This is a genomic window from Pseudoalteromonas sp. (assembly GCF_018402495.1).
GTDB lineage: Bacteria > Pseudomonadota > Gammaproteobacteria > Enterobacterales > Alteromonadaceae > Pseudoalteromonas.
In genome coordinates this window covers 236,825-250,218 of sequence record NZ_JAGYIU010000004.1, presented here as the reverse complement: position 1 = coordinate 250,218, position 13,394 = coordinate 236,825, and the positions used below count along the sequence as shown (strand labels likewise).

The following is a 13,394-nucleotide window of genomic DNA, read 5'->3' as shown; positions in this document are numbered from 1 at the left end:
GCCTTTGTTTTCCTTTATTATGTATAGCTTATAACTAATTACAGAGCATAAAGGTCGATAAATGAGCAAAACCTGGGGCATTTTGATGCTAAGCGTACTAAGCGCACCATCGCTTGCCGAAACTGAACTGACACACACACTTTGTGGCACTTCAATGCAAACCAGAGCTTGGCAACCGCTTGCTGGCCTTAAGCTTGGGACGGTTGACATCAGCGCTGATGATGTTGAACTTTTAGGCACACAAAGCGCAGAATTTACTGGCAATGTTGATATTAACACCGTTAACATGAGTTTGTCCGCACAATCAGCACTGATAGATAAACAGCGTGGCTTACTCAATGCCACAGGCCCAATTACCTATCGCGATTATGTAAGCAAAGTTCAAAGCACAGGCTTAAATGCCGATTTAAATAACTCAGCATTTAGCTTATTAGGCGCACAATATAGCCTAACACAACAACAAGGCAAAGGCGGAGCAGAAAAGCTCACCATCGATAAGTCTGGCTTAGTGCTGATGAATGCAAGCTTTACTGCCTGTCCAGGCAATACGCCAGTGTGGGCTATTGAAGCCGATGAAATAAACCTATCTCGTGAAGAGGGCTGGGGTGAAACCTACAATGCCGTACTGCGTATTTTAGATACGCCAGTGCTCTATTTACCTTATTTTACGTTTCCACTTGATGAGCGTCGCAAATCTGGTTTATTAACACCTAGCTTTTCAAGTTCAGATCGCTATGGATTAGAAACGATTACCCCTTACTATTGGAATATTGCTCCTAATTACGATGCCACCATTACTCCGCGTTATATGTCGCGTAAAGGGTTACAGCTACAAACTGAATTTAGATATTTAACCCCAGAGCATCAAGGCTTAGTGGCTGTAGAGTACTTAAATAAAGATGACTCAGAGCCTGAGCTTGACGAACGCTTTTTGTTTCATTGGCAACAAAAAAGTTATATAGGACAAAACTGGCGGGCCAGTCTAGATATTACTAACGTGAGTGATGACAACTACCTCACCGATTTAAACTCTAGCTATGCAAGCAAAACCGATACGCAACTTTATCGTACTGGCTTGCTAACCCATATGGGCGAAATGTGGCGTACTGACATTAAAATACAAAACTTTGAAGTACTCGGTGACCACTTAGAATCATATACGGCGTTACCACAAATTAGCTTTACACAAACCACACCGTGGGAAATTGATTATTTTAATTTTAGTGTTTCAGGTGAGCTAAGCCACTTTACTAACAGCTCAGCGATTATTGACCAAGCAACGCGTGTACACATAGAGCCTAAAGCGCGCTTTGATTACAAAGAGTATGCATGGTCGTTTTTGTCTGAAGTCAGCTTACTGCAAACTAACTATAAACAAGATGGCAATTTACAAGGCACTCAGTATAGCGATCGTGTTTCGCGTACATTGCCAAAAGTGCGCTTATATTCTCAGCTTAACTTTGAACGTGATACTTCAATTTTTATTGACGATGGTATTCAAACCCTAGAGCCACAAATTCAGTATTTATATACACCTAATAAAGACCAGTCTGATATTGGTTTATACGATACGACTAAGTTACAAGATGACTTTTTTGGTCTATTTAGGGATGCACGTTTTTCAGGTGTTGACCGAATTGCTGCAGCGAATCAGTTTACACTTGGGGCAACCACTCGTTTATTTGATAATAAAAATGAAGAAGTGTTTAATTTCAGCGCAGGGCAAATTTTTTATTTAAGCGATTCAGCCAAGCCTACAGAGCAAGGACTTAACAGCGACAGTAACTACAATGCCTTGTTTGCGGCACAAACCATGTTACATTGGCACCGTCGCTGGTATTTATCCGGTGGTATTCAGTACGACACGGATGGCAAGCAAGTTATCCAGTCAAATGTAACCTTAGACTATAAAGGTGACGATAATCAGCTGGTTCAATTGAACCATCGCTATGCAAATGATGTCTCAGGAAATACAATCGAGCAAGCGGGCTTATTTACAAGCATCCCTATCAGTGACGAATGGCAGTTTATTGCAAGTTACCATCGCGATCTTGATAATAACCGCAGTATTGAAGTATTTAGTGGATTACAGTACGAATCGTGCTGTTGGGCGTTCCAAATTACTGGCCATCGCCAAATTGAAACTGATTTAAATCAGTCAATCGGGCAACCCCAAGCCACTTTTGATTCGAGCATTCGTTTGAATTTTGTATTAAAAGGGCTTGGTAGTAAAAGCCGTTACGATGCTCAAAAGTTATTACAACAAGGTATTTTTGGTTATCGTAGGCCGTATTTTCTTAATGACTAAGTAGCTTTATTTATAGTAAACGTTTACAAATAACTATATAGCTGCATCTAGCATTACAACAGTACTATTAGTAAGAGTAGTAAAAAGAATATGAATTTAAAAAAATTATTAACATCAGCAGTTTTAACGTTTAGCTTATGCCAAAATGCATTTGCCGCTCCTGTCGAAATAGATAAAGTGATTGGTATTGTCAACCAGGGCGTTATTTTAAAAAGTGAAGTAGACACCATTGTTGAGCGTGTAAAAAAACAAGCAGAAGAACAAAATCAACAGCTACCAAAAGACGAAACTCTTCGTGTTCAAGCCATTGAGCGCTTAGTTAACCAAGCTTTGATGATACAAATGGCTGAGCGCATGGGTTTAGAAATTTCAGATAGCCAGCTTGACCAAACACTTGCAAATATGGCTAAAGAGCAAGGCGGTACCATTGCTGATTTGCGCCGCACCATTGAAGCCTCAGGTGAAAGTTTTCAAGCTTACCGCGAAGAAATTCGTAAAGAAATAACCACGCAACAAGTCACGCGTGCAAACGTAGATCGTCGTATATATGTAAGTGACCAAGAAATTGATAACTTACTAAAAATTATGGATAGCCAAGGCCAAAATGCCGAAGAGTACGATATTGGCCACATCCTTATCGATATTCCAAGTGGCGCCTCAGCAGAAGATGTAAGCTCAGCAAAAACACGCGCAGACAAAGTAATTGAACTACTACAAGACGGTCAAGAATTTAAGCGCATTGCTATTTCATCATCAAGCGGCTCAAAAGCGCTTGAGGGCGGCCAATTAGGCTGGATGGGCATTAACGAAATGCCATCATTATTTGCAGAAGCTGTAAAAGGTAAAAAGAAAGATGCGATTATTGGTCCACTTCGTTCTGGTGCAGGCTTTCATATCATTAAAGTGCAAGATGTACGTGGCCGCCAAGTAGTAGAAACCACGGAAGTAAAATCACGTCATATCCTCATTAAGCCTTCAATCATTTTAAGTGAAGAAAAAGCCCGCACTATGCTCGCAGGATTTGTTAAAGATTTACGCTCCGGCGATGCTGACTTTGCGGAACTTGCTAAAGAGCACTCACAAGATCCTGGCTCAGCACTAAAAGGCGGACAATACGATTGGACTGATCCAACCACCTATGTGCCTGCGTTTAGAGATACGTTACTATCACTTGATCAAAACGAGATCAGCGAACCATTTAGAACACAATTTGGCTGGCACATTGTACAATTATTAGATACACGCGTTGCCGATAAAACCGAGCAAGCAAAACGCAATCGTGCACATGGCATGTTGTTTAATCGTAAATTTAAAGAAGAAAGCTTTAACTGGCAGCAAGAAATGCGTGAACAAGCCCATGTTGAAATTTTCCCAATAGACGAATAATTATGACCTTAAGAATTGCAATAACCCCCGGCGAGCCTGCAGGCATTGGCCCAGATTTACTATTAAAACTGGCACAGCACAGCTGGGATGCACAACTCGTCGCGATTGCAGACGCATCGCTATTAAAGCAACGTGCTAAGCACTTAGGTTTAAATATTCAATTAATTGAGTTTAATGAACAAGCCAAAGCAATGCCTACTGCTGCAGGTAGCTTATACATTAAGCAAATTGATTTAGCCGAACCAGTTGAATTGGGCGTGCTGAATGATGCCAATGGCCAATACGTGCTAGATACATTACGTATTGCCAGTGAAAAGAATATGGATGGAACATTTGATGCCGTTGTTACGGGACCTGTTCACAAGGGTATTATTAACCAAGCCGGCATTTCTTTTAGTGGCCATACTGAGTACTTTGCTCAGCAATCAGGTACTGCCGATGTGGTTATGTTATTAGCCACCGAAGGGTTACGTGTTGCATTAGTAACAACCCATATTCCGCTTGCTTATGTATCTCGTGCGATTACGCAAGAGCGACTGGTTAAAGTCGCTAATATTCTTAATCATGACTTAAAAACTAAATTTGGCATTGAGCAACCGCGTATTTTAGTCTGTGGCTTAAACCCACATGCCGGTGAAGATGGCCATTTAGGCCGCGAAGAAATCGACACGATTACGCCTACGCTCGACCTACTAAGAGCCCAAGGGATGAACTTAATCGGGCCTTTACCAGCCGATACCCTATTTCAAGATAAATACCTAAATGAAGCCGATGCAGTGCTGGCTATGTATCACGATCAGGGATTACCTGTGCTAAAATACAAAGGATTTGGTAAGTCAGTGAATATAACTCTCGGCCTTCCATTTATTCGCACTTCAGTCGATCACGGTACTGCGCTTGATTTAGCAGGTACAGGCGATGCTGATGTTGGCAGTTTTGAATTAGCGATCCGCGAAGCAATTAAGCTCGCCCATGAAAAAGCACAAAATCAATGACCGATAAAGTACACTTAGGACACCGCGCCCGTAAACGTTTTGGCCAAAACTTTTTATTCGATGAGTCAATCATCGACAAAATCGTCACCGCTATCGATCCCCAGCCGCAAGATAATTTAGTAGAGATTGGCCCTGGCCTTGGCGCTATTACCGAGCCTGTTGCCGATTTAAGTGGCCATTTAACGGTCGTTGAGCTAGATAAAGATTTAGCCCAGCGTTTAATTGAACACCCATTTTTAGGGCCAAAATTAACCGTAAATCAAGGCGATGCAATGAAATTTGATTTTGCAAGCCTAGTTAAAGATGACAAAAAACTAAAAGTATTCGGCAACCTACCGTACAACATTTCAACGCCTTTATTGTTTCATCTTTTTGAATTTGCCGATCATATTGAGCACATGCACTTTATGCTGCAAAAAGAAGTGGTAAAGCGCATGGTAGCAGGCCCAGGTAGTAAAACCTTTGGTCGCTTAAGTGTAATGACTCAATACTATTGCCATGCTATGCCGGTGGTAGAAGTACCGCCAGAATGCTTTAAACCAGCGCCTAAAGTCGATTCTGCGGTTATTCGCTTAATTCCTAAAAAGGCACAGCAGCGCACAGCTAAAAGCGTTAAAATATTAAACACAGTGTGTTTAGAAGCGTTTAATCAACGTCGTAAGACCTTGCGTAACAGCCTTGGTAACCTTCTAACCGCTGACGAATTAACCAGCATAGGCATTGACATTACCTTGCGTGCCGAGAGCCTTTCGTTACAACAATTTATTGATATAGCTAACTGGATTTATGACAACAAGCAGTAATATTGGATCACCTGTAAAGGTATCTGTAGAAACATTTTATGTAGAAGAGCAATCACAACCTGAACTCGATAAATTTGTGTTTGCTTATTCCGTTACTATTAAAAACCACAGCTTATGCAGTGCAAAGTTACTAAGCCGTTATTGGCTAATTACTGATGCCAACGGCAAAGAAATAGAAGTGCAAGGCGAAGGTGTGGTGGGTGAAACCCCTGACATAGCACCAGGTGAAAGCTACAAATATACCAGTGGAGCAATAATAGATACTCCAGTAGGTACCATGCAAGGACATTACAGGTTACGTAACGAGTTTGGTGCTGAATTTGAAGCGCCTATAAACGTATTTCGCTTAGCCTGCCCTAATATTTTACACTGATAAACTAGCTAACAATGGCCGACTACGCAATAGGTGATTTACAAGGCTGCTTTAACGAATTTAGCTTATTGTTAAAGCAAGTCAACTTTAACCCTAGCAAAGATCACTTATATTTAGTGGGCGATATTGTCGCTCGCGGCCCAGACTCTAAGGCGTGCCTTGATTATATTTATCAATATCAAGACAGTGTAAGTGTCACATTAGGCAATCATGACTTACACCTGATTGCCTGTTATTTAAATAACGTTGCACCTAACCCCAAAGATAAGCTCACTGAGCTATTTAATAGCAGCAAACTCTCCCGCTACATCGCATTTTTACGAACTCAGCCTTTAGCTCTTTATTTGGATCAATATAGCTGTTTTATTTCTCACGCAGGGCTTAACCCTGATTGGTCGTGCGCACACGCCATTCAACAAGCACAATTTGCGCAACATTGTTATAGCCAAAGTAATGCCCGGTTCTATTTTAAAAATATGTACCAACCTCATCCGTTAAAATGGAGTGAGCAACTTGATGACGCGGCTAAATTTCGCTACATCGTTAATTACTTCACCCGTATGCGCTTCATTACCCCTGACAACCTGCTCGACTTTAATGCAAAAGAAGCAACAATAAATAGCCAAGCATTAATTCCTTGGTTTGCTCATCCTAAAATTATTAACGCTCAACACGACCTAATTTTTGGCCACTGGGCAGCACTTAAAGGAAAAACCCCCTATAAACATCTATATGCACTAGACACTGGGTGCGTATGGGGTGGCTCGATGACCTTAGTAGAACTACAAACTAAACAAGCATTTTCAGAAAAATCACAACTTTTGTCTAAATAAACTGAAAAAAGTTAATACATCTGTTAAGTTTAAGAGTGTACACCAAACCAAGTGGTTACAAATAAGCCACAGCTGTATATAAAAAAGCAATACTCTAATAATCGAATGATACCAATTCGCTTAATTAAGTTAGCTATTTTGAGAGAGAAAAATCGTGTCGATAGCAAGGCAAAAATTTACCATTTAGTTATTCTAAATGATAAATTTTTAACGCAGTTCGCGCCTAATTTGCCCTCTCAAGATGATTAAGTGTTTTTGTGCATTGGTATAATATACACCTAATGGCAACTTCCATGATTTTAACCCATAATTGGAAGGTGATATTAAGTTCGCTTGGTTTGTAATTAAGCATTATTGCGCTTTAGCATAACTAACTATTAACAGTAAAAATTAATTATTTTTATTTACTTAACTTATTATTGAAAACGCCGATAAGTTTTAATAGACGTATTTTTTGAATGGAAAATCATATGAATTTAACAGTGAGTCAACGCATTTGGGGTGGTTTTATATTTATCACTCTATTACTTTTAATTATTGGCGGTAACTCTTTAATAAAAATAGCAAATATAGACCGTTCAACTCAAAAAGTTAATCAACTATCGCTTCCTGCACTTAACAAGAGCGCCCAATTACAAGCTGAATTTATTTTGATGAGTAAGGGCGCTCAAGCGAGCTTTCATACTTCATCAGCTCAAGAGCTTGCGCCAATAAAAGCACAAATAGAAGAACAAAAGCAGTCTTTTGATAACTTACACCGTGAATTACAACAGGTTGTTAAAGATGATCCGCAATTAAATAAAAGCAGCCTTGCAGTTGAACAAACCTACCAAAACTTTTTAAGTATTGTAGAGAGCCTACTTAAAGATAAAAATACACAGTTAGTCCTTAACAAACAGCTTAAAGCTCAGTTAGAAACTGTAGATTTAGCAGCAGAAGATGCAAATTCTATCGTACTTGATATTATTGACATTGAAGGTTTAGAAGATAACTATCCTCGCGCATATAAGGCTGCAAATAGCCTTGAAAACAACTTTTTGTCTGTCGTTACCAGTAGCACAGATATGCTAACGGTTAAAACGCTTAACACCCTTGATATCATTAAAAATGAACAAGTCTATTATTTTGAAGAAGTTGTTCGTACCGTTGCACTTATACAACCTGCAATAGAGCAAACTCACAGCGGCTTGTTTAACGACTTAAAAAGTTATGTAGATACGCTTGAAAGTAATATTCTAGGTAACGACAGCCTCTCAGCAAATAAAAAACGCCTTATTGATGCCATCAGCACAACCGAGCGAGAATTAGAAGAGTCTGAAAAAGCGACAAAAACAGCGCTTAGTCAAATTGATGAATTAGTGGCACAAGCCAGTGGCGTTGCATTTAGCTTGCAAAAAGGCGTACGTAGTGACGTAAATTCAGCTAATTTATGGACTTGGATAGGCATGATTATCGCCACGATTATTGCTGTGCTAGTTGCTATTGTTACGGTTAATCGTATTACTAAACCATTAGCGGAAGTAAACCGCATTTTAGATATTGTAGCCAGTGGCGATATGACTCAACGCTTAGACGATAGCGCTAAAGATGAGTTTGGTGAGCTATCGAAAAGCTGTAATACCCTAATTGATAGCTTACGTAGTTTAATTACTGGTATTATTTCACGTTCAACGCAACTTGCTGCAGCCTCAGAACAAACATCAACAATTACCGGTGAGTCAAGCAAAGCAATTAGTAACCAGCAAGCGCAAGTAGAACAAGCTGCAACCGCTACCACTGAAATGAGCAGCACGTCGCAAACAGTAAGTAATAGTGCACAACAAGCACTGAGTGAAATTAAAAATGCCGACAAAGAAGCAGAGCGTGTTAAAGGGATTTCTAACCAAAATAAAGCAACCATTGAGCAACTAGCCCACGAAGTAGACGAAGCATCAAGTGTTATTAATAAGCTACACAAAGACAGTGCATCAATAGGCAGTATTTTAGATGTTATTCGCGGCATAGCAGAGCAAACAAATTTATTAGCCTTGAATGCAGCTATTGAAGCAGCTCGTGCAGGCGAGCAAGGCCGAGGGTTTGCTGTTGTTGCTGATGAAGTAAGATCCCTTGCAAGTAAAACACAAGAGTCGACCCAAGAAATTCAATCTATGATCGAATCCCTTCAGTCTGGTGCAGAAGAAGCGGTTAAAGCCATGGAAAAAGGCAAAGAACGCGCCGAATCTTGTGTTGAGCAAAGCGACTTAGCCAATAGTGCGCTCGACTCTATCACCTTGGCGGTATCACAAGCGCATAATGTGAGTGAAGAAATATCAACAGCAGCACTAGAGCAACAACATGTTTCACAAGAAATCAGTGAGCGCTTAGAGTCTATTGTTGCTATTGCCGAACAAACAGCTGAGGGGGCTGTACAAACTAATATTTCAAGTTCAGAAGTGGCTAAATTAGCCGAAGAACTAAGAATATCAGTAGAGAACTTTAAAGTATAAATATCGCGCTGTAAGTAGCCTTAGAGCTACTTACAGCTCTACCTAGCACAGTTACAATAAAACGCCTCAGGCACGCTTAAACAGCGCATAACCTCTTAAATACACAGTACCCAACGGCTTAGCTCGTAGCGATTCAAAGTCAATTGCAGTTTAATTCGATGGGTATAATTACAGTGATATAATTTCAGATTTTAAAAACAAAAAACCCAGCAAAAGCTGGGTTTTTACATTTCTGAAAGAAAGCTAAATTACTTGATTTTAGCTTCTTTGAAAATCACGTGTTTACGAGCCTTAGGATCGAATTTTTTGATTTCCATTTTTTCAGGCATGTTACGCTTGTTCTTGTCGGTAGTGTAGAAAAAACCAGTACCAGCAGTTGAAACTAAACGGATCTTATCGCGCATAATTCAGTTCCTTAAACTTTTTCGCCACGAGCACGGATTTCTGTAAGAACCGTGTCAATGCCTTTTTTATCGATAATACGCATACCTTTAGTAGTAGTGCGTAATGTTACAAAACGTTTTTCACTTTCAACCCAAAAACGGTGTGTTTGTAGGTTAGGTAGGAAACGACGTTTAGTCGCGTTTCTCGCGTGTGAACGGTGGTTACCAACCGCTGGACGCTTACCTGTAACTTGACATACTTTAGACATGTCTATATATCTCCAATAACTTCGCTCGAGCTTAATTTCCCCTAAGGCCATGTATTTGTGCCCCAGAGATAAATCGAAAGGGCGCTCTTTATACAGCTTTTACAGGCAAAGATCAAATACCGATCTTATCCAACCAGCTCATTTGTAAATTTGATAGCGGCTAATTATAAAGATCGAATGCCCTTAGGGAAAGTAAAAACTGCATTTAAATTAAACTAATTTGCCAAAACACACTAAACCGCTCATTTTTAGCACATATCTATGAACAATAAATTCAAATAAGCCCTCGTTCAGCAAACGAAACACATTTTTCCCCACCAATGATAATGTGATCCAACACATTTATATCAACCAGTTGTAGTGCTTGGCATAATTTATTGGTAATTAACTTATCTGCCTGACTCGGTTCTGCAATACCACTGGGGTGATTATGTGAAAAAATCACCGCTGCTGCGTTGTTTTTCAAGGCTGCTTTTACCACTTCACGCGGGTAAACACTGGCCGCGTTAATCGTGCCGTAAAATAAAATTTCATCTTTTAATAATCGATTTTGACTATCAAGATACAGCACCATAAATACTTCTTGCTGTAAGCCTCGCATTTGCAGTGTTAAATAGTCATAAACAGCTTGAGGAGAGTTAAAAACGGCGTTGCGTTGAAAACCTTCCTGCATATAACGCTGACTAAGCTCGAGTACCGCTTGTAGTTGTACATATTTAGCCATTCCCAACCCTTTTTGCGCACAAAACTCATCCATACTGGCATTAAACAAATTATGCAGGGTTTTATTTTCGTTTATTAAATGTTGTGCCAGCTCTACCACATTCATACCGGGTAAGCCCGTACGTAAAAAAATAGCCAATAGCTCAGCATCAGTCAGCGCCTTTGCACCTTTTTCTAACAGTTTTTCTCTTGGCCGAACAGAAGTTGGAAGTGATGTTAATTGCATGATTCATCCTTGATAAATTAAATCTACTATTAACTGTAATGCAAATTTAAAATTTCGCGCGATAAAACGCATTTTATCTTAGCTGTGACGGCCAAGATTTGTTATTTTAGCCACCATATTTTATAAAGTTGATGAACAACCATGATTAATTTAACCAATAAAAAAATAGTGTTAGGCATAAGCGGTGGAATTGCAGCATATAAATGTGCCGAACTCGTAAGACGCTTAAAAGAGCATGGTTGTGACGTTAAAGTAGTAATGACAGAGTCGGCAAAACATTTTATCACCCCACTAACAATGCAAGCAGTGAGTGGAGAAATGGTGTCGGACTCATTGCTAGACCCTTCAGCAGAAGCTGCCATGGGACACATAGAATTTGCAAAATGGGCTGATTTAATTTTAGTTGCCCCTGCCACTTGCAATATTATTGCTAAAATGGCCGCGGGAATTGCTGATGACTTGCTCACTACATTATTACTGGCAACCCCCGCAAAAGTAGCTATTGCCCCAGCGATGAATCAGCAAATGTATGCTCATCCTGCAACGCAAGCTAATATTGCGACCTTAAAGGCACGCAATATTGCTGTGTGGGGGCCAGGCAAAGGCGAGCAAGCCTGTGGTGATGTAGGTGCAGGGCGAATGTTAGAACCTCATGAATTAGTAAGCTTATGCACCGAACCCACTCAACCGCAGCTATTGGCAGGTAAAACTATTACCATTACCGCTGGCCCAACTCGTGAACCTCTCGATCCTGTTCGTTTTATATCAAACCACAGCTCAGGAAAAATGGGCTATGCACTGGCGCAAGCTGCGTTATCATTTGGCGCACACGTTAACTTAATTTCAGGCCCTGTAACGATTGCAGCACCGCAAGGCGTTAATTTAATTAATATAGAAAGTGCTGAACAATTACTCCATGAATCCCTAAAGTGTGCCCCTTTAAGTGATGCATTTATTGGCTGTGCTGCGGTAGCTGATTATCGCGCAGCAAATATCGCCACGCAAAAAATGAAAAAACAAGGTGATGAACTCACCCTAAGCTTAGTTAAAAACCCAGATGTGATAGCAGCGGTCGCAAATCTCACACAAAACCGCCCTTACACCGTCGGCTTCGCCGCAGAAACACAGAACGTTGCTAATTACGCAAAAGGTAAACTAACTAATAAAAACCTCGATATGATTTGCGCCAATGATGTGTCGCAGAATAATGTAGGCTTTAATTCAGAGCGCAATGCACTCACCCTTTATTGGCAAAATGAACAACTCGACTTACCTGAAACAAGTAAAATAGAAATAGCGATTAAAGTGATCGAACAGCTTGCCAAGCGATTATAAAAAGGCTGGAAACAAACTGAATAAAACATTAACATGATAATGCCTTGTGACCTTTTAGTGTAACCTTGCTGCACTAAACTGTTTTAACACCTGCGCAGTACGGGTACTTTACCTTATTATGTGAAAACACTATTTCACTGCATATTGCGCGCTTTAGTACTTGGCAAATAGCTGTGTTATCACACATTTATGTAGAAAAATAACTATTAAAAAGGAATGTTCATGCCTGCGACAAAAAAAAGCAATCGCAAAGAGCAAATACTGCAAGCACTCGCACAAATGTTAGAAACCAGCCCAGGCCAGCGCATTACAACAGCCAAACTTGCCGCAGAAGTTGGCGTATCTGAAGCCGCTCTTTATCGCCACTTTCCTAGTAAAGCACGGATGTTTGAAGGGTTAATTGAATTTATTGAAGACACGCTGCTATCACGTATTAATCTTATTTTAGATAACGAGAAAGAAAGTAAAGCACGCGTATACAACACCCTATTACTGCTACTAACATTTGCTGAAAAAAACCCAGGCATTACACGCATTTTAACAGGCGATGCCCTTCAGGGTGAACAAGAGCGACTTCGAGAACGTGTACAAGGCTTATTTGAAAAACTAGAAACCCAATTTAAACAAATTCTAAGAGAGCGAAAATTGCGTGAAGGTAAAAACTTTCAAAGCGATGAACTTACGCTCGCTAACTTTTTACTTGCCTACGTTGAGGGTAAAATGAACCAATTTGTGCGCAGTAATTTTAGTGCACGACCAAGTGAACAATTTGAAAAACAATGGCCAGAATTACAAAAAATTTGGCTATAAGGTTTTAGGTTTTAGGTTTTAGGTTTTGGATAATTTAATAATTTTGTTAGTTAGGTTAACAAGATTATTAAATTAAACCCTTTAATCTTTGCTGGCCTCGATTACGAATTTTAGCCTTTCGTTCAGCCATTCGTGCTTTAGCTGAATTATGTTCAAAAAATGAAGATTTTCCTGAGTCAAACTTCTCAAATGCTAGGTTTATTTGTTCAGTTAACCAAGTGTCATGAGATAATGTTTTTCTTTGTTGCTCAGCCATTTGTTCAGTAAGTTCACGGCAAGCATCCCTGTGTGTGCGACCTTGGCTCTCAGCCATTTGTTGGGCTAAACGTTTAATTTCGTCATCAACACGAAATTGAATTCTAGTGTCCATGAGTAGCCCCTAAGTTTGCGTGTGTACAAACGTTAGCATTAGAGTCGAGCAAGGGTGACTAACTAACGACTCAAGACGGATTACCAACGCCTAG

The 13,394-nt window shown here is 40.0% G+C and carries 13 protein-coding genes; 9 read left to right on the top strand and 4 right to left on the bottom strand.

The window, feature by feature from the left end; translation table 11 throughout:
• Nucleotides 1–61: 61 nt before the first annotated feature.
• From lptD to KG708_RS13465, 7 genes are all read left to right on the top strand, one after another.
• Nucleotides 62–2,308: an LPS assembly protein LptD gene (gene lptD / locus KG708_RS13495; RefSeq protein ID WP_213610547.1), complete on the top strand. Its 2,247-nt coding sequence runs from the start codon at nucleotides 62–64 to the stop codon at nucleotides 2,306–2,308.
• 90 nt (nucleotides 2,309–2,398) lie between these two features.
• Entirely contained in the window at nucleotides 2,399–3,694 is a 1,296-nt protein-coding gene (surA, locus tag KG708_RS13490; protein WP_213610546.1) for a peptidylprolyl isomerase SurA, read from the top strand.
• Between the two features lie 2 nt (nucleotides 3,695–3,696).
• Nucleotides 3,697–4,689 carry a 4-hydroxythreonine-4-phosphate dehydrogenase PdxA gene (gene pdxA / locus KG708_RS13485; protein WP_213610545.1) on the top strand — a complete coding sequence of 331 codons (993 nt, stop codon included), beginning with the start codon at nucleotides 3,697–3,699 and terminating at the stop codon, nucleotides 4,687–4,689.
• The gene (gene rsmA / locus KG708_RS13480; RefSeq protein ID WP_213610544.1) at nucleotides 4,686–5,492 is read left to right on the top strand and encodes a 16S rRNA (adenine(1518)-N(6)/adenine(1519)-N(6))-dimethyltransferase RsmA; all 807 of its coding nucleotides are present in this window, start codon (nucleotides 4,686–4,688) and stop codon (nucleotides 5,490–5,492) included. The genes pdxA and rsmA overlap by 4 nt, the downstream gene beginning before the upstream one ends.
• The gene (gene apaG / locus KG708_RS13475) at nucleotides 5,476–5,865 is read left to right on the top strand and encodes a Co2+/Mg2+ efflux protein ApaG (protein WP_213610543.1); all 390 of its coding nucleotides are present in this window, start codon (nucleotides 5,476–5,478) and stop codon (nucleotides 5,863–5,865) included. Before rsmA ends, apaG begins: the two co-directional genes overlap by 17 nt.
• A gap of 14 nt (nucleotides 5,866–5,879) precedes the next feature.
• Nucleotides 5,880–6,698: a symmetrical bis(5'-nucleosyl)-tetraphosphatase gene (locus KG708_RS13470; RefSeq protein ID WP_213610542.1), complete on the top strand. Its 819-nt coding sequence runs from the start codon at nucleotides 5,880–5,882 to the stop codon at nucleotides 6,696–6,698.
• 470 nt (nucleotides 6,699–7,168) lie between these two features.
• Nucleotides 7,169–9,184, top strand: coding sequence for a methyl-accepting chemotaxis protein (locus KG708_RS13465; RefSeq protein ID WP_213610541.1), 2,016 nt, complete (start codon nucleotides 7,169–7,171; stop codon nucleotides 9,182–9,184).
• A gap of 248 nt (nucleotides 9,185–9,432) precedes the next feature.
• Here KG708_RS13465 and rpmG read toward each other — a convergent pair whose 3' ends face one another.
• The 3 genes from rpmG to radC form a co-directional block, all read right to left on the bottom strand.
• Nucleotides 9,433–9,588, bottom strand: coding sequence for a 50S ribosomal protein L33 (gene rpmG / locus KG708_RS13460; protein WP_004587947.1), 156 nt, complete (start codon nucleotides 9,586–9,588; stop codon nucleotides 9,433–9,435).
• 11 nt (nucleotides 9,589–9,599) lie between these two features.
• Nucleotides 9,600–9,836, bottom strand: coding sequence for a 50S ribosomal protein L28 (rpmB, locus tag KG708_RS13455; protein ID WP_008464111.1), 237 nt, complete (start codon nucleotides 9,834–9,836; stop codon nucleotides 9,600–9,602).
• 274 nt (nucleotides 9,837–10,110) lie between these two features.
• Nucleotides 10,111–10,785 (bottom strand): DNA repair protein RadC, encoded by a 675-nt coding sequence (gene radC / locus KG708_RS13450; protein ID WP_213610540.1) that lies wholly within the window; start codon nucleotides 10,783–10,785, stop codon nucleotides 10,111–10,113.
• A 141-nt stretch (nucleotides 10,786–10,926) separates the two neighbouring features.
• Between radC and coaBC the strand changes: the two genes are divergently transcribed.
• A complete protein-coding gene (gene coaBC, locus KG708_RS13445; RefSeq protein ID WP_213610539.1) occupies nucleotides 10,927–12,120 on the top strand; it encodes a bifunctional phosphopantothenoylcysteine decarboxylase/phosphopantothenate--cysteine ligase CoaBC in 1,194 nt (397 codons plus the stop codon).
• 222 nt (nucleotides 12,121–12,342) lie between these two features.
• Complete coding sequence (slmA, locus tag KG708_RS13440; protein ID WP_008113236.1) at nucleotides 12,343–12,930, top strand: nucleoid occlusion factor SlmA; 588 nt, start codon at nucleotides 12,343–12,345, stop codon at nucleotides 12,928–12,930.
• Between the two features lie 67 nt (nucleotides 12,931–12,997).
• Here the strand turns inward: slmA and KG708_RS13435 are convergent, their stop codons facing one another.
• A complete protein-coding gene (locus KG708_RS13435; protein ID WP_213610538.1) occupies nucleotides 12,998–13,300 on the bottom strand; it encodes a damage-inducible protein J in 303 nt (100 codons plus the stop codon).
• Nucleotides 13,301–13,394: the final 94 nt, after the last annotated feature.